Source organism: Lysinibacillus sp. NPDC097231, assembly GCF_044761885.1.
GTDB lineage: Bacteria > Bacillota > Bacilli > Bacillales_A > Planococcaceae > Lysinibacillus.
Map to the genome: position 1 here is coordinate 22,018 of NZ_JBIWDH010000002.1, position 17,371 is coordinate 39,388.

Consider the following 17,371-nt stretch of genomic DNA (forward strand, 5'->3'; position numbering starts at 1 on the left):
GCATTACTATTTAGATTTTTATTGAATAATCCCCTAAAAGGGAAACTAGAGGTAAGTACTAGCTAAAGCGATAAAGTAAAACATACATTAGGGGTGGGGGAATGAATGATTGATTATTTTGAAAGAATACTAAGATTTAAAGACATGGAAGTATGGGATGTGAGGTTTGGTAAAGACATTTATCGATTATTTTTAATGGATGAAAATCGTACTTCTGAAATAAAAGATCTAAACCTACCTTCCAATGCCAAGTTTTTTGAAGATGATTTACGAGGAAATTTGATTAACGTTAATGTTTATTCTAAACATCCTGTCAAAAAAGAACATATTGAGCCGATAGATCTATTTTCTAAACAACTTACAAACCATCTTGCATTAGCTCACTGTCAAGTAGTTGTTACATTTTATACAGGTATTATTGATGATATTTTTAAGACGGTATTAAGGGAGAAATATGACTTAGACTTTGACAAAATTCCTTTACATAAATTATTACATTTAAATCAAGACTAAAAGAATCATTCATTTTTTGAAAAAGATAAATACTTCATTGATGATTTTAATGCCCTTATGTTGAGTGGTGAAAAGGTAACGAAAATAAGGAAGTTAATTGAATTATACTAAAGCATAGGAGAAATAAATATGTTTACCTTTATTAAAAACGATATAAAATTTTTGGATATAGAAAAGGAAATTATGAATTCGAATAGTGAATATAATTTAATTGCCTATGATAAACAGGTTCTTGACAATGAGGATATTTTAGAAACATTCAAAGAGGCTGATGAATTACAGATTGAGAGATACTTAGTAAAAAAAGATGAAAATTATATAGCAATTTTGGATTACGGAATGTCAAGTCCCCGGCATCAAAAACCTTGGTTAAGTTTACTTGTCATACACAAAAAATATCAAGGTTTAGGGTATGCTAAAAAAATATATTTGGCGTATGAAGAATTAATGAAAAACCAACAAGTAAACTGTATTCAGATAGCGGTGCATTCCACAAATAACAATGCACTAAACTTCTGGACTTCACTTGGTTTTATTAAATTTAATGAAAGAACTTACGAAGGTAAAATAATCTTTAGTTTTGAGAAGAAATTAAATTAGTAATTCTAAAACTGGGCAACCGACCATTCTTTTATAAAATGGTCGGTTGTTTTAATTGCTTCCTGCTATTTCAAAAGCTTCTAAGCGATTTTAAAATAAAAAGTTACTTATTTTTAATACTTGCAAGTTCGGTAATAAATCCACCCCGTGTCACTACTTTGATGAGTCCAACACCTTTTGCAAATGTTAATGTTTGATAATCATAATCGACGACAACACAATTTTTAAATGTTCCTGCCTCAGTTTTAACTATTTCTGATGTTGTGGTGATTTTATTATCATACCAACCATCGTTATTCTTCCACGTGGTGCCTTGTTTGACAGGATACAACAGGTATCTTTCCCAGCCATCACCGATATCTACCCACAAACCATTACTTTCCTCTTTCCAAGTTAAGCCATTAGACCAAGCATATGCGTTACCTTGCTTTCCAACAAACTTAACCGTTGAATAGGAAGAATCGATAATATTTCCAGAAGGATCATATTCAGCGGTTTTATATGTATAAATTTTGTTCGTATCCATCAAATAACTTCTATTATTTTGAGCTAACACTTTGATTTGTTGTCCTTGGTATTTAATCAATGCAAACTGATTCACCTTATCCCAAGAAACCTCCGCACCTAAAGATTCACTCACGAATCGTACCGGAACCATTGTTTTATTGCCTATTAACTTGGCAGGTACATCTAGTGTTTTCGTAACTCCATTTACTTTTACTTTTTTCGAATTCAGAGGTAGTTCGATTTTTGTAGTTCCTTTTTCGGCCACCACCACTTTTGTTTTTGTATTCCAATTTACCGTTGCCCCAAGGCTTTCAAAAATACTTCTCAATGGTAATAACGTTCTACCCTCGACGATTACTGCACCTTCAATCGATTTAGTATTTTCTTCAGCGTGAGAAGGGATCGTTGTTACAAAAACTAATGCAATTAACAATCCAAATACTAGACTAATTATTTTCTTCATAAAGCACCTCCCATAATATTCAGATAATAAATACTAAAATATTTTTATTATCTGCAACCTATTATAATATTATTTGGATAAATAGGGTATATTATCTATATGAGATTTAGGAATTATGAAATAGTTAATTTATTTTAAATTATAAAAATGAAGATCGCTATCTTTTTGAAACTATAATCTTCCGGTACATGCCATTTATCATTATTGATGTATCTTGTTCAACTACGATATTTTTGTTATTCTTGGACAATAAATTTTCGAAGCTGCGTCCAATATCGGTTCCTAAAACACGTATAAAGGGTCTTAAAATCCGTTGTGCTATAGAAGTTTTTTTATTTTTTGGAGTAAATTTATCAAATATAATAAGATTCCCTTGAGGTTTTAAAACTCTTATCATTTCTTGAAATGTTTTATGGTCGTCAGGTACGACGGATAGTACTAAACTTGCGACAACATAATCAAAGGCTTCGTTCTCGAATTCTAAATTTTGGGCATCCATTTCTAAAAATCTAATAGTAGAATTTTTGAACTTTTTCTTTGCCTTGTTGAGCATGGCTGAAGAATAATCAATAGCAGTGATCTCTAAGTTAGAATAATTAATTAGCTCTAAATCAGCACCTGTTCCTATGCCAATAAACAAGATTTTTTGATTACTCTTGAATGATATGGATTGAAATATTTCTTTCCGAGCTTTTAAAAATAGACCGGAATTAAAAAATATATCATAAATTGGAGAACCGATTTTATAGATAAATTTATTCCAAGAATTATTCAAAGTTTTCACCTCTATTTTTTACTTATCATTGTAGAAGCTTTGAGTCATTTCGAATAACTGAATAGTATATCTGTTTTCATAATTAAATATGAGGTTGCTGTGAAATGTGAGGGGATACTTGCTTCCTTCATTCCCATATTCTTTGTACTAATTGTAGTTTTTCTCCTGAAAAAACCAACTTGTATATGTCTGGTTTTGATGTGTTTTTCCAAAAGTCAAAACCAAATTCACTATTAAAATAATTCATAATAATGGTCATAACATTTCCATGAGTGCCAATAATAATAGTCTTAGTCTCATGATTCTTTAGTAGACCTTTTATGACAGGTATAGCTCGGTTTTGGACTGCTCTGACTGATTCACCGCCCGATAAGTTAAAATCAATATCTTCATAAGATCTTTTTATTGCCTGTTGTATTTCTTCTTCTGGTAATTTATAAGCGCCTTTTAATTGTCTTTCCCTTAAATCTTCAAATAGCTTTATTTCTAGACTTTTGGTATTGGCAATTCCTTCGATTGTTTGAATTGCTCTTGTATAAGGACTTGAAACTATCAAATCAATCTTTTTATCATTCATTAAAGTCGTTACTATTTTCGCGTCAATTTCACCTTGAGTGGATAGCTTTCTTGTGCGTTCTTGACCGAAAACAAATGGGGATTCTGCGTGTCTTATCATATAGAGGGTGGTATCCATCATTCAATTCCTCCTAGCTTGCTCTTATTTTAAAATCATAACATAGTGAAATTTAATTTGGTATTTTAATGGAAAACAGAATTTAGATGCGGGAATTAAAGGAAGAGGGGATAATGTAGGCGAAAGGGACTTGTGTGAATTTTAACGCACAAGTCCCTAGATTTTCGGAAACAATTTAATACAACTGTTTTCATTCGCTTTTAACATAACTAAATCTGTCAGTGTGATGTTTTGAGGTCTCATCCTTTTAATTTGGTTGGAGTTGACCTTTTCGCCGTGCCAAATCGACCAAATTTCAACTTTATCCTCTTCTGATACGTGTTCGTGTATGTAAGTAAGCAATTGAGTTAAACAATGTTCACTCATATCTCCATGCATTTGATAAACATAAGGTCTCTGAATTTGACTTCCAACATATTGTGGCACTTTGTGGCATTTAATAATTTCTAATTGACCTATTTTAGAGTTATCTTCTACATAGATAACTGTTTCTTTTTCATGAGGCAATCGAAAATAGAATGATGATTTTGGGAAATCTTTTATTTTTTTAAATTCACACAATGGCACTTGTTGAAAGGCATTAGATCTAACTTCTTCTAGTGGATTTTTCGATGCAAGAAATCTGTATAAAGTCATTAGATATATCCCTCGCTTTTTCTACAAAGTTACTGAGGATATGGATTTATAATTACTATTTTAAGGGCGTTGCAAAGCACAGGCCCTAAGAAATTTGATTTGTCATTTGCATTAGAATTTCTTTATCTTCAGGATAATCATGCTCTATATTCTTAATCTCCTCTATGCTTTTCCAAGCGATTTCTTCAATAATGTCATCAGGGTCATGATATTGAATGGAACCACCGATGATTTCGCATAAAAAATATGCAGTTGTTACTTCATAATCTTTTATAAAGGTTTTCTTTGTATGTAGTGGTTTGTTGATGGTCACTTTATAACCCGTTTCCTCCCACACCTCACGAATACATGCTTCTTCAGGCTTTTCATTGTTTTCAATCTCACCAGAAGGAACTCCCCAGCTATTTGTACCTTTACTTCGGACCATTAAAACTTTATGATCATTAATGACAATCGCAGAAGCGCCATTCCAAATTTTATATTGCATAATGAAATCCTTTCCTTTTTTCAAAGATTCTAGCATAGAAGAGCATTATTTGAAGGACTTGTAGTGAATTTTACGCAAAAGTTCTATTATTGCTTATTTTCATTCGTTATTCTACCAAATCCCCAACCAACAAGCATTCCTGCAAATGCACCCACTACACTATACCGAAGGATAGAGACAATATAATCATACACAGGTACGTACTCTGTTGAATAGAAGCCATCAAAATCAAAAGTTATTTTGTAATCCACAAATAAAATAGATAAAGCTAAGGAAATTAAAAATCCATAAATAACCCATTTTCGAATACTTTTTTCCAAATTCTCACCTTCCCAATAATACACCTTACGTTATTCTTGAATTGTTATTTTCTTGACAAATTATAAAATATATCCATATATATTATAACATAGTAGATTTTATAGTTGATAGAAGAGTGGAAAAATCATAATTCAACAAAAATTTAATTGCAACTGAGCCATTCGTGAAGCTATGGGGAATTGAGATTTAGAGGTGAGAGATAAGATGATAAGAAATAAAGCGGCACTCATTAGTTCAATTGTTATTTTAGGTATATGTATGTATTTATACTTCCCATTTCCTAACAATGTAATGTTAGAAGCGCGTTCTACATTCATGTCGTTTCCAATCAGCGATCAAAATGGATATATTGTGCTTGGTATCATTGGCTCCGTTTTGTTTATAATCGCCATGATTCTACTTGGCAAAGGCATAAAAAAATATCACTTTCGAATAATAGTAATAGTGGTAATAGCATATGCATTTTTACCGATGCTTCTCATTACAACGTACCAAGAAACCCTAGCAAGAGGTATTATGGCGATTTCATACGATGGGAACGGTACTTGCAATTTTGAGAGTGTAAGTGAAGACTTATTAGATGGTGAATGTAACTTTGTATTACATAATCGAAGTAATGAACCTGTATCATTTGAATTAGAATTTTTAGATTCATACTTCACGGAAGAAGAGATGCAATGGGAGTCAATTATGAATTTAGCTGGTCCATATCGTATTACAATAGAAGCAAATCGTAAAAAGTCTATTCATTTAAAGGAATTACTCGATTTATCAGAAATTCCGAAACATATTGTAGGAGGAACATCGTCTTATGTTCATTTTAAATTAATTGATGGGGAGAATACACGAACTTTATAGTAGATGTTTATCTTTACCAAATAAAATCGGTTACAGTTTTTGGATATTATTTCTAAGTTAACGCTCTATTGAAATTTTTATCTAAAATGAGAGGTGTAATTTGTTAAGAAAGGATATTTCGATAGTCGATTAATTAAACAAAGGGCGTCTTTAGAAGGGGGAAGTTTGATGTTAAATCGTGTTATTGAGCAATTTGGATTGCGGGTACTATCAGTTAATGAGGTTGAAGATTCTTATAGTTCAACAGTCTATCACACGTGTTGATTAACCAAAATCATCCAGTATTTACTTGGTTCAACCTCCAATAAAAGGCGAGTATTTCTTTGATACCGATGCGCCATTCGATTGGCAGGGTATCGCAAAGAAGCTGGCGTGTAAAACCAGCGAAAGATAAGCGTTTGCAGTTGTTTTTCTTGTGTCCTTCTGTATGCAGAAATTTTAGTAACACATAGGCAATTAACGCTGAAAAAAGTTGGCTAAATACCGCATTTTTAGTCGTCCCAAATAGCACTGGCACATTTAAATTTTGTTTAATCCAGCGAAAGAATGACTCAATCGCCCAGCGTTCCTTGTACATGTCGGCGATTTCTTCGGCCGTTACATCACGGAGATTTGTGACAACGCGTACAATCGCACCTTCGTAATCGATGAACTCGACAACACGGTGGCGTTCCGTTGTTTGCTTTTGAGCAGTACCGAGTGTACAAGTGTAATCACCAACGATATTTGACCCTTCAACGGCTGCTCTTTTTAACGATTTTTTGCGATTTAATTGAATATTATCCTTTAAACGAATGACGAAATCTTGTTTCGTTGTCGCATAACGATCGACTTTATCAATGGAAAAATAAGCACGGTCCGCTACTAAAATAAATCGCTTATCTTCCAGTTCGACACCAATAGGACCATCGTGCTTTAGGCCTGTTGTTTCAACGATTTGAAGGGGCATTCCTGTTTGATTGGTGAAGCTGACATGTAGTTTAATACCTGAACGTTCACCGTGATACAGCGCCCAAGGTAAACGATTTTTTCCGACAGTAATCGTTGTTGAATCAATCACCAGTAGCTCTTTTTTTAGCTTAAGTGAGCGTCTCGCAGCTCGGTTTAATCGGCTGACAATCAGCTCAAAAATACGTTTGACGATGAGATAATTTAGTTCGCCTAAACGTTTTGAAAATGTGGAATAATCCACTGATTTCAAGCCTTGCGCTGGTGCAACATCCGCAGCGTAACGTAAACTTTTCCATTCAAATGTAGCAGCGCCAACCAAGTAGTTTAAAAGCGTTGGTACATCACATTTACGAGCCGTATCTTCAAACTGAAGCTCAGCTAGAATCCCATTGATTTCTTCCTGTGAAATAAAGTTTTGAAGTAGTGTGAAAATCGTGGTATTCTTAGCCATGAGAGATTCCTCCTCGTAAAAGTTTGTGTGGTAACTTACATTTTACATGGAATCTCTTTTTTTTATTAGATTTTAATGGTAAAAACTAGTTAATCAACAGACGTGACAGTCTATAAATGTAATTTGCTTAAAGGTGAAAATGTTTTTTTGAAAATTCCTTATACAAAATTGAAGTGTCAGCGAGAGTTAGAAGCATATGACATTTTAAAAGGACATGTTGCCATTCCCGAAATGTTGGATTATTGGTCTGGAGATGAGGAGTGTCCTGGTGCTTTTTTATTATCTGAATTAAAAGGAAAACCGTTAACATCTGAGGCTTCACCAACAGTAGCTTTTCAAGTAGGGGTGCTTCATGCCTCGATGCATACAATTCAACCGCCTGTTGAACAAGTGTTATTCGGCATACAAAATGAATTCCCCAACTGGTCTAATTTTGTCGAACAACAATTTTATAGTTTTGCTAAGGATGTCAGAGATGTTTTGGATGAACATTTATATAAACAAGCCATTGAAAATTTTGAAAACATAAAAAAACAGCTCCCTTCCCCAGATGGACCAAGCTTTGTACATATGGATTTTCGTCCAGCAAATATAATTGTTGATAATAATAAAGTTTCAGGCATGATAGATTTTGAATCTGTACGATTTGGTTCAACAGAAATCGATTTTACCAAATTGTATCGTGATTTTTTACGCTTCGATTCAGCCTTGTATCAGGCTTATCAAGAAGGCTATAACAGTATCAGACCATTAATTGATTTAGAAGTTGTTTTGCCTTTTTATCGATTTACAGATGCCTTCAATAGTATCGGGTGGTGTAAACGTCGTGGAATTGAAAAAAATGCTTTATTTCTTGAAGAAAATTTATCGACTTTAAAAAATTTCTTAAAATAAAATCAGCGCATTTATGAACTATTTGCTTTTCGAAAGTAATTGATTTATGATCTCAGCTTAGATTATGTAATGTTGTATGTTAGAAATAATGGATAATTTTAAATATACCAATTATATTTTTCAAGAGTGTGGATATTTTAAGAAAACAAATTAATGCACAATTTTCCTTTCTTTAATAATATTTAAAATGGAGAAATGATTGTGAAATATTGTTCTTATAAGAGCAGTTGCTTTTTGGCTAAAGAAGTAGAATAGTTGAAGATATTGACTAAATGAAGGTTAAGTATTAAAAAAAATCCCCGAAAATGGGGAGTGAATACAAAAAATCAAATCATACAACCATTTACTTTTTCTTTATGAAGTTTTGCAAATGTGGTGGAAGTTCAAAGGTTTCCATGTGTTTAAAATCTTTAAGCTTGATTTCACTTGGAGCAATAGAAAACGTTAGTTGGTCTCTTCCTACTGGGTTATGTGCACCCAAAACTGGAGTGACTTCAAGTGTTACTGAAAACATAAAACTTGTTCCTATTCTTTCTAAATTTAAAATTGTTATTTGATAGGGATACACCAAAGGGCTCTCGGTAAGATAATCTGAATAGTAATTAGAAACCGCCTCTTGGATATTGGGTAATAGTAGTAAATAAAACATGTCCATTACTATTTCTTCTTTAGACTCTTTAGCAGGTTGATAATAATCTGATTCAGCATAAGTTGATGTTGTTGATAGTAGAAATAACAGTAAAAAATAAGGAACTATAATAATTTTTTTCATTTTTGCACCTCCTTTTTGATGTTTATTTTGTTCGTAAAAGATTAATTTATATCAACCAAATATTTCATTTTTTCTAATTAAGCGTACGAAGGCTTTACTTCAATAAGGAGTAGAGCCTTTTTCTATTTAAACTAAAATGGAGTTCAGGTATATTTGTTTAATTAACCCTACTTTTATCCAGCGTGCTAATGAATTGTGCAATCCATACAAAAAATAAGTTATTGAAATGTTATATGTTTTCAATGGAATAGATTATGAGAATTGAAAAGACTTGTATATATTGGTATAATGATACAAAATTTTCGCAATTTGCTTAAACTAATATTTGGAATGTTTTGGCGATTGGAGGCGGAAATCATAAAGACGAAATTATTTTTTATAGGTTTAGTTTTATTATGTTATTTTCTCGCTGCTTGCAACATAAATAAACGAGATGGTACTGCAGAGTCTACAATTCGGGGCAGGATAGTACATTGAATAAATCAATAAAAACAATATATTAAAAGAGGGATAATATGAAACACTTTCAAATTGTAAAAGAAGTAATTGATGATTGGGATCCGAAGCAATTTTTACATCATACACCTGACGATGAATATAACCCAGAAATAAGGCTTATTGTAGATCTATTACCAACAGCAACTTCTGTAGAAGCATTAGCTGTTGTGATACATGAGGTTTTTGTAAAAATGTTTTCGGTTGATGAAGTATATTCGATTAATAATTGTTATCCAAGTGCGTTAAAAATTTGGAACAAAATCAATAACAGTTAATTTATAAAAAATGCATTTATAAGCTAACAGGGCAATTTAGGTTAATGAGAAGATAATTTCCCTATAAAGAATATATTATATAAGAATAGAAATACTTCTAGACGAGGTGTTCGATTGAATAAGATAAGAACTGAAACAGAAAGATTAGTTATTCGATTAATAGAAGAGGGAGATTATTCTACTTGGCTTACCCAATATGAAAATCGTTTACCTTCTCAACATAAGTACGATGAAGGTAAATTAGATATGAGCATCTGTACGAAAGAATGGTTTCGTGATTTAGTTACTAAACATCATCAGATGGCTGAGGATGACAAGGTATATGTATTTGGGGTGTTTAGAAAAGTAGATAATGCTCATATTGGCTTTATAGACTTTTCGACAATTATGAGGGAAGAATTTCAATGGGCCAGGTTCGGATATACAATTCATAACCACTTTTGGAGAAAAGGTTATGGTAAAGAGGCTGTAAAAGCTGCCATTAATCTAGCGTTTGAAAAATTAAATTATCATCGAATAGAAGCTCACATAAACCTTGATAATATAGCATCTATAAAGTTAGCAGAAAGTGTTGGAATGGTTTATGAATGCACGAGAAAAGGATTCATATATGAGGACGACAAATGGACTGATCACCTAGTTTACTTTATAAATGCAAAGTAAGCTTATTAAGTAGACAAGAACGATAATGTATCTGGTACCACTCTATTAAGAATTTCTAATTGTATTTTTGGATAAATATTCTTAAGCTAACGGAGCAGATTAGTCAAATAAGGATTCCATTTTTTTAAACGAATTTAATATTAGTTTCAGTGAACCAGGCGCATAGATCTAATAGATCGAGCGTCTTTTTTTGCGCCAGATTGTGTAATTCTACGGACTGTTCTTGAGCGATTAGTTGATAACGCTAATAAAATGAATTTCATATTCATGAAATTATTTCATAATATGTTGTATATTAATCTGATATATATTATATTATTCACAAAAATGAAATTCGGGGTGAAGTGATGAATATTGGAATCGAAATAAAGAAATTGAGGACTGAAAAAGGAATTACTTTGAAAGAGTTAAGTGAAAAAAGCGAACTATCTGTGGGATTTCTATCTCAATTAGAAAGGGGGCTTACTACTATAGCAGTTGATTCACTTGAAAAACTGGCTGATATTCTGGAAGTACATTTAACACATTTTTTTGATTATCCACTTAAAAGGAAAGATATGGTTTTAAGAAGTTATGAACAAGAAATAATGGATTCAGTAGAAGGTGGTTTTATTAAGTATAGTTTAAGTACAGATTTGGAAAATAAACAACTTGTTCCAAGGCTTATAGAAATTCTTCCTCAAAAGAAAGATGAAGAAATATTATCCTATAAGCATGAGGGAGAAGAGTTCATTTATGTTTTAGAGGGTATATTAACAGTTTACATAAATGATACAAGGCATGAAGTATATCCTGGTGACAGTGTTCATATGGACTCAAATATTGCTCATAATTGGGCTAATTATACAAACAAAAAGGTTAAGCTTATAGCTGTTAATACGCCTAATTATATCTACAATAATAGGCTTTATACTACAGATGCTGATTGAATAGAAAGTGATAATAACAATGGATAAATTTGTATTATATCTGATTGGTTCTTTTTTTGTCATCGGAGCTATTGATTATATTACCGGAAATCATTTGAAACTGGGTGGGAAATTTGAGGAAGGCATAAAGACCATGGGGGCTTTAGGGCTTGCCATGATAGGAATACTTTCTTTAGCACCAATATTTACGAATTTTTTATCCGCTATGATTATTCCAATCTGTGAAGTTTTTCATCTAGATCCTTCTATCGTTCCTGCAGCATTTTTAGCTGTAGATATGGGGGGCTACCAAGTGGCTAATGAGCTAGCATTGACAAAGGAAATGGGACCATTCTCAGGAATTATCATCGCTTCTACTTTAGGAGCCACAATTAGTTTTTCCATACCTGTTGCATTAGGGATGCTTTCTAAAGAGGATGAAACATATTTTTCTAAAGGTGTGTTAGTTGGAATTATTACTATACCAATAGGATGTCTTGCAGCAGGCTTATGGCAAAAAATGAATATCAATATACTAGTATGGAATCTTGTACCTATATTTGTTTTTGCCATTTTTTTAGGGGTAGGATTATTAAAAGCTCCTCATGTTTTTATCAAAGTTTTTAATGTATTTGGAAAACTTATAATGAGTTTGAGTACTATTGGATTACTTTTACAAGGTATAGATGTGATATTTGGTGTAAGGCTTGTCTCAGGATTAGCACCACTATCTGAATCTACTGTTATAGTAGGCAAGATCGCATTTGTTTTAGGTGGAGCATACCCTATGCTGGCACTTATTAATCGAATTTTTAAAAATAGTTTTAAAGAAATAGGGGAGAAATTTGGCATTAATTCAGCGTCAGTAGCGGGCATTCTAGGAAGTTTGGCTAGTAATCTGTTGGTATTTGGAACATTTAAGGAAATGAATCCTAAAGGAAAAGTGGTATGTACTGCCTTTGGAGTAAGTGGAGCATTTGTATTTGGTGGTCAATTTGGCTTTGTGTCAGGAGTAGCCCCTGAAATGTTAGGAGCATTTATCATATCAAAGCTTACGGCCGGAATAATTAGTATAGTACTAGCTGCATGGCTATATGATCGTGAACATAAAGAATTTAGTCTTAAGGAAAATGGAGGTATTAGTAATGGATATCAGGGATAGGGTCGAAAAGCTAAGACAGCTAATGAAAAAAAATCAAATGGATGCTTATATAGTTCCCAGTTTTGATGCACATCAGAGTGAATATGTAGCGGAACATTGGAAATGTAGACAATGGATATCAGGGTTTACAGGCTCTGCAGGTACTGTAGTTATTACATTGGATGATGCTGGGTTATGGACAGATGGTAGATACTATATTCAGGCTGAAAAGCAGCTTGAGGGCTCAGGAATTAGATTATTTAGAATGATGGATCCAGGGGTACCATTTTATACAGAATGGTTAGCAGATGTTCTTAATGAAGGGAGCATTGTGGGCTTTGATGGAAATGTTTTTTCAATTAATATGGTTAAAAAGATGGAAAAAGATCTAAAGGCAAAGAGAATCGTATTACACATGAATCAAGATTTAATTGGTGATCTGTGGGAAGATAGACCGGAGATTCCTAAAGGACCCATTTTTACTCATGATGTAAAATATGCAGGTAAATCGCGAGGAGAAAAATTAAATGAAGTAAGAGAAGAAATGGAAAATAAAGGAGCTAATTATTATATTTTAACTTCCCTTGATGACATTGCATGGCTATTGAATATAAGAGGAGCCGATGTGCCTAACAATCCTATTGCAATAGCTAATGTAATCGTAGCAGAACATAAATGTTATTTATTTATTGATTCTTGCAAGGTTCCCTCTTTGGTTAAATTTGAACTGGAGGCTGAAGGAATCGAGTTAAAAGCGAATCATGACATACAAACATTCTTAGGGAATCTTTCAAGCGGAGATGCCATTATTTTAGATGCGAATAAAACAAATATCAGATTATACAATGCCATTAACAGTAATTCAAAGAAAATTGAAAGTCCTGACATCACGACTAGTTTAAAAGCTATTAAAAATGAAGTGGAGATAAAAAATTTAAAATGGTGTGAAATAAAAGATGGTTTAGCCATGGTGAAATTTATAAAATGGCTAAAAAACTCTGTAGATAAAGAAGAAATTACAGAGATTACTGCAGAAGAAAGTTTAGAAGATTTCAGAAGGGCACAGGAAGGGTATGTTGGACCTAGCTTTGATACGATAGCAGGCTATAAAGAACATGCGGCGATGATGCATTATAAAGCCAATAAAGAAACGCAATATACTCTTAAAAATGAAGGTCTTTTTTTAATTGATTCTGGCGGACAGTATTATGATGGAACAACCGATATTACACGAACGATTGTTTTAGGAAAACTTACTGATGAACAAAAAAGAGATTTTACTTTGGTGTTAAAAGGATTTATTGCATTAAGCTCAGTAAAATATTTATACGGAGCAACAGGCTCTAACTTAGATGTTTTAGCAAGACAACCAATTTGGCAATATGGTTTGGACTATAAATGTGGGACAGGACATGGAGTAGGCTTTTTCTTAAATGTTCATGAAGGACCGCAAAGCATAAGGAATGATAATAATAATATTATATTAGAGGAAGGTATGATTATAACGAATGAACCAGGAATCTACCTTGAAGGTAAATATGGAATTAGAATTGAAAATATGATGTTAGTAGTTGAAGACGAGAAAACAGAGTTTGGTCGATTTATGAAGTTTGAAGCAATCACGTATTGCCCAATTGATTTAGCTGGTATTAATAAAGAAATGTTAACAGAGAGTGAAAAGCAGTGGTTAAATAATTATCATCAAGAGGTATACACAAAACTAGCTCCTTATTTAAATGAAGAAGAGAGAGTATGGCTAAGGGAAGAAACTAGGGAAATATAAGTAGGGTAACAAATACAATCCCAAGAAGTAAAATTACTATTACGGATGTCTATGATTCCTCTTACTGCAGCTTAGAACATGAAAAAGATTGCCACACACTTAGCCAAGAGGGGTTAAGTAGAGGGCAATCTTTTTTTAGTCAAAAAGGCTATAAAATTCGAGGATTAGATTCCGATAAAATAAAACTGTTAAGCAATAAGCTTTGCAAACCAAGCAATATAGTGTGCTCCTGGTATGAATAATAGTTGAGCAAAGATCGTACCTAAAAGTCTTGAAGCCATCATCATGACAGAGGCGCGCTTTAAGTCTAAATAGCTTCCTCGTTGATTGATAACATCATCTGCAAGAATTGAAATTTTAGGGTCAATGAATAAAATTAAAAGAATCGTTGCCACACCATTGATTAATCCAGAGGCCATTACAGCAGTATTCGATTGTTCGGGTACTAATAAAGTTGCGTATAAAGCTGATAAAACCCCAATCGTATAAATCGCGGTAATGAGGATATTGATGATAAATAATTTAACTGGAATATCTCGTAGACCAATGCCTTTTAAATAGCTAAAGCTTGGCTTACGAATATGTTTTATTCCACGTTTAAAATATTCAAAGGTAAATCCTTTTTTCATTAAAGCTGGAATCGAACCTCTTTCCTCCACCAAATGAATAATGGCTCTCGAGAAAATGGCCACAAATGTTGGCAGTAATAATATCCCGATAAGCGTACCGATTGATGCTGCACCAATTATAATTCGATATTGAGATTCTACAAAAGCAAACGCATTGTCAGCAGGTGCTGTATCTACTAAGCTGCCGGTAAAGGGTTGCTGCATCATATTTGCTAACCTGGAAACCATGACCATTACATTGAAAAGAGATAAAGCTGAAGCTAGTAACCTTACACGTGCTCCAGATAAACGCACGGCATAAGCGAGTGTTTCGATTGCATGAATAATTAAAATAAATAAAGCAATCATGATTAATTTGTTCGTTATTAGATCCACTTACATACCTACTCATAGCTTTCTATTAATTTTACATCTAGACGCTCTAAACGCATAATAGTTCCAAATAGTGCTACTACGGGCATGGGAAGGCATAACAAAAGGGAGTATTTCAAAAATCATTTGAGGCACTCCCTTGTAAGTGATTGCTTATTATCTCTTTAATCGTTGTCACTAAATACTGATTTCGTTCTTGTAAAGATTGATTTTGTATTTGTAGTGATTTGATTTCACTTGTCTTTAATTCAACGGCATTACTAGCATAGTAAAGGGGTAATTGGTAAGGATCTGGAAGTAATGTCGGACCATATTATAACCTAAACTAAGTTTCCCAAATGTTTAAGAAAGTTTGAGCTTCTAAATTCAATGCTTTCAACACCTTATCATCTGTTTGTTGATCTGCGTGTAATTTACCTGACTTGATGTTCAAAACACCAAAGACCGTATTAGGTGGATAGGGGGATTTATAAGTTGCTGCCAACATTAAATTCAGAATGGGTTTTATATTGCGTGCGGTCAGTTTAACAGTATCACCTTTAAAAAATAGTTTAATTAAATGGGGGGTGCCATTGATCACGAGCCCTAATTCTGGGGTTCCACGAACAACTAAACCATTGTCTGAAGTCCAAAAGGCTTTGGGGGGATCAAACCATTCTATGTCTTTATTCCGCACAAATTTTTTATAGGCCTTGATGGTGTCCTTATATGAATTGATTTTTCTTTCATGAATTTCATCTAATAATGAATCTAGCGTATCGAGTGATTTATTTTGTTCATAACAAAGCTTAATTCTCTCTCTAAGCTGTTTCCAGTGATCCCTAGCAGGATGATAGTCACCCTGATGTTTAATTTCAGTAACTTTGTTCATTTTAGAAATCATGGTTTGCTTAACGGTAAAGTCAATAAATTGTGTCAATCCAATTGACGGTTTTGTTGAAATCGTCATTAATTACATCACCTTCCAATACATAATTCTTAAACTTTATATCATCCAAAAGTGATTTTTGGCGTGGGGAACGACTGCATTGATGAATAGTACCAATACCTACTATCTAAGTGTAGGGGTTGAGTATTATTTGGTTGGGATTAAAAGCAGTTAGCTGTAGTAAATACATATGATAGTAGGACCAATGATTATGATGTTATGGATTCATTAATAAAATAAAGAGATGATTCTAAGAAGCAGTACAAAATAACAAGGGTTTATAGAATTTCCGTCGAATATCTTAAAGAACATCAGGGAATGTTTGGGAATTTATGATTTTGTTTCGATATACATATCTGCCTAAAATCGAGATGATAGAAAAAAATACTCTTGATTTTGAAAAGGATTTTAAGGATTGAGGTGGTCTAATTTGAAGTTTTCATATGTGGATATTAGAAGTGGTAGTGCAACATGTGTATTTGAAATTAATAAGCAAAAGTTTGAGTTTTATCCTACTTTCCATTCGGATGCTCTTGGAGATTTTGTTTCATATTTAGCATCAATACATCCGTTATGTAAATTAAGTTGGAAAGAAGGTGCTTTTCATAAAATAAACGGAGGTATTAGATGGCATACTGGTCCCGTGTTATTATGTTGGGAATTCAAGCGTGATTTTGATGACCTAGAAATTAGTATTACAGAAATTCAAAATCCGATTGTAGATAGAAAAAAGAATAGTAATCTACCTAGAACAGTTTTAAAAACGAAATGTAACTTTAATGAGTTTGTGTTATGTATAGTAAAAGAGTTAGACCGAGTTATTAAACAACGGGGAGTATTGGGGTATCGCCAAGAGTGGCAAGGATACACATTCCCAATCGACGGATTTTTAGCGCTAAAGTATGCTTGTCTTTATAAAAAACCCTTCGAGATTACAAAAAAACAAAGTGGTACATCCCTTGAAGAAGAGCTTAATTTATTAATTAAAAATATTGATTAAGTGTGGCTTTGAAATAAAGTTACGATGTTTATAAAAAAGATACGAAGTTTAAATAAAGTTGCGACGTTTATAATTTTGCAAAGAGTGTTTATTGCACATCGGGAATTCGTTAGAATTGGGATTTTAGCCTAAAAACACAAAAGCCCCGAATAGGTTCACTTTTTCTAAAAGTGTCTACTATTCGGGGTTCAGTTCAATGTAGTTGATGCCCCTTATAATTTTCTTAACTTACTTCAATAATCATCAAATGAA

General features: G+C 32.9%; 20 protein-coding genes. 10 read left to right on the plus strand and 10 right to left on the minus strand.

Annotated elements, in window-relative coordinates; genetic code table 11:
- Positions 1–105 precede the first annotated feature (105 nt).
- The gene (locus ACIQXF_RS01865; RefSeq protein ID WP_402778350.1) at positions 106–513 is read left to right on the plus strand and encodes a hypothetical protein; all 408 of its coding nucleotides are present in this window, start codon (positions 106–108) and stop codon (positions 511–513) included.
- 129 nt (positions 514–642) lie between these two features.
- The gene (locus ACIQXF_RS01870) at positions 643–1,113 is read left to right on the plus strand and encodes a GNAT family N-acetyltransferase (RefSeq protein ID WP_402778353.1); all 471 of its coding nucleotides are present in this window, start codon (positions 643–645) and stop codon (positions 1,111–1,113) included.
- Positions 1,114–1,216: 103 nt separating this feature from the next.
- On the opposite strand, the gene ACIQXF_RS01875 is transcribed toward ACIQXF_RS01870, so the two are convergent.
- The 6 genes from ACIQXF_RS01875 to ACIQXF_RS01900 all read right to left on the minus strand — a co-directional run bounded on the left by ACIQXF_RS01875 (position 1,217) and on the right by ACIQXF_RS01900 (position 4,995).
- Positions 1,217–2,083 carry a stalk domain-containing protein gene (locus ACIQXF_RS01875; RefSeq protein ID WP_402778356.1) on the minus strand — a complete coding sequence of 289 codons (867 nt, stop codon included), beginning with the start codon at positions 2,081–2,083 and terminating at the stop codon, positions 1,217–1,219.
- A 157-nt stretch (positions 2,084–2,240) separates the two neighbouring features.
- Entirely contained in the window at positions 2,241–2,858 is a 618-nt protein-coding gene (locus ACIQXF_RS01880; RefSeq protein WP_402778359.1) for a class I SAM-dependent methyltransferase, read from the minus strand.
- A 127-nt stretch (positions 2,859–2,985) separates the two neighbouring features.
- Positions 2,986–3,555: a histidine phosphatase family protein gene (locus ACIQXF_RS01885; RefSeq protein WP_402778361.1), complete on the minus strand. Its 570-nt coding sequence runs from the start codon at positions 3,553–3,555 to the stop codon at positions 2,986–2,988.
- Between the two features lie 153 nt (positions 3,556–3,708).
- Complete coding sequence (locus tag ACIQXF_RS01890; protein WP_402778363.1) at positions 3,709–4,188, minus strand: hypothetical protein; 480 nt, start codon at positions 4,186–4,188, stop codon at positions 3,709–3,711.
- An 85-nt stretch (positions 4,189–4,273) separates the two neighbouring features.
- A complete protein-coding gene (locus tag ACIQXF_RS01895) occupies positions 4,274–4,675 on the minus strand; it encodes an NUDIX hydrolase (protein WP_402778365.1) in 402 nt (133 codons plus the stop codon).
- Positions 4,676–4,761: 86 nt separating this feature from the next.
- On the minus strand, positions 4,762–4,995 hold the full coding sequence (locus ACIQXF_RS01900) for a hypothetical protein (RefSeq protein ID WP_402778367.1): 234 nt from the start codon (positions 4,993–4,995) through the stop codon (positions 4,762–4,764).
- 205 nt (positions 4,996–5,200) lie between these two features.
- Between ACIQXF_RS01900 and ACIQXF_RS01905 the strand changes: the two genes are divergently transcribed.
- Complete coding sequence (locus ACIQXF_RS01905; RefSeq protein ID WP_402778369.1) at positions 5,201–5,854, plus strand: hypothetical protein; 654 nt, start codon at positions 5,201–5,203, stop codon at positions 5,852–5,854.
- Between the two features lie 274 nt (positions 5,855–6,128).
- Here ACIQXF_RS01905 and ACIQXF_RS01910 read toward each other — a convergent pair whose 3' ends face one another.
- The gene (locus tag ACIQXF_RS01910) at positions 6,129–7,256 is read right to left on the minus strand and encodes an IS4 family transposase (RefSeq protein WP_402778371.1); all 1,128 of its coding nucleotides are present in this window, start codon (positions 7,254–7,256) and stop codon (positions 6,129–6,131) included.
- Positions 7,257–7,358: 102 nt separating this feature from the next.
- Here ACIQXF_RS01910 and ACIQXF_RS01915 point away from each other — a divergent pair, with 102 nt between their 5' ends.
- Positions 7,359–8,150: an aminoglycoside phosphotransferase family protein gene (locus ACIQXF_RS01915; protein WP_402778374.1), complete on the plus strand. Its 792-nt coding sequence runs from the start codon at positions 7,359–7,361 to the stop codon at positions 8,148–8,150.
- A gap of 343 nt (positions 8,151–8,493) precedes the next feature.
- Here ACIQXF_RS01915 and ACIQXF_RS01920 read toward each other — a convergent pair whose 3' ends face one another.
- Entirely contained in the window at positions 8,494–8,922 is a 429-nt protein-coding gene (locus ACIQXF_RS01920) for a DUF3888 domain-containing protein (RefSeq protein ID WP_402778377.1), read from the minus strand.
- Between the two features lie 515 nt (positions 8,923–9,437).
- Between ACIQXF_RS01920 and ACIQXF_RS01925 the strand changes: the two genes are divergently transcribed.
- The 5 genes from ACIQXF_RS01925 (at position 9,438) to ACIQXF_RS01945 (ending at position 14,190) form a co-directional block, all read left to right on the plus strand.
- Positions 9,438–9,695, plus strand: a complete 258-nt coding sequence (locus tag ACIQXF_RS01925) for a DUF1871 family protein (protein ID WP_402778380.1) — start codon at positions 9,438–9,440, stop codon at positions 9,693–9,695.
- A 114-nt stretch (positions 9,696–9,809) separates the two neighbouring features.
- A complete protein-coding gene (locus ACIQXF_RS01930) occupies positions 9,810–10,358 on the plus strand; it encodes a GNAT family N-acetyltransferase (RefSeq protein WP_402778382.1) in 549 nt (182 codons plus the stop codon).
- A 347-nt stretch (positions 10,359–10,705) separates the two neighbouring features.
- Complete coding sequence (locus ACIQXF_RS01935) at positions 10,706–11,287, plus strand: helix-turn-helix domain-containing protein (protein ID WP_402778385.1); 582 nt, start codon at positions 10,706–10,708, stop codon at positions 11,285–11,287.
- A gap of 19 nt (positions 11,288–11,306) precedes the next feature.
- Positions 11,307–12,428: an ethanolamine utilization protein EutH gene (eutH, locus tag ACIQXF_RS01940; RefSeq protein WP_402778387.1), complete on the plus strand. Its 1,122-nt coding sequence runs from the start codon at positions 11,307–11,309 to the stop codon at positions 12,426–12,428.
- The gene (locus ACIQXF_RS01945) at positions 12,412–14,190 is read left to right on the plus strand and encodes an aminopeptidase P family protein (protein ID WP_402778390.1); all 1,779 of its coding nucleotides are present in this window, start codon (positions 12,412–12,414) and stop codon (positions 14,188–14,190) included. Before eutH ends, ACIQXF_RS01945 begins: the two co-directional genes overlap by 17 nt.
- A gap of 188 nt (positions 14,191–14,378) precedes the next feature.
- Here the strand turns inward: ACIQXF_RS01945 and ACIQXF_RS01950 are convergent, their stop codons facing one another.
- Together ACIQXF_RS01950 and ACIQXF_RS01955 are read right to left on the minus strand one after the other, a co-directional pair.
- Positions 14,379–15,167, minus strand: a complete 789-nt coding sequence (locus tag ACIQXF_RS01950; protein ID WP_402779065.1) for a lipid II flippase Amj family protein — start codon at positions 15,165–15,167, stop codon at positions 14,379–14,381.
- A gap of 349 nt (positions 15,168–15,516) precedes the next feature.
- Positions 15,517–16,140 (minus strand): THO complex subunit 5, encoded by a 624-nt coding sequence (locus tag ACIQXF_RS01955; RefSeq protein WP_402778393.1) that lies wholly within the window; start codon positions 16,138–16,140, stop codon positions 15,517–15,519.
- A gap of 424 nt (positions 16,141–16,564) precedes the next feature.
- On the opposite strand from ACIQXF_RS01955, the gene ACIQXF_RS01960 reads away from it, so the two are divergent.
- Positions 16,565–17,119 (plus strand): hypothetical protein, encoded by a 555-nt coding sequence (locus ACIQXF_RS01960; protein ID WP_402778396.1) that lies wholly within the window; start codon positions 16,565–16,567, stop codon positions 17,117–17,119.
- Positions 17,120–17,371: the final 252 nt, after the last annotated feature.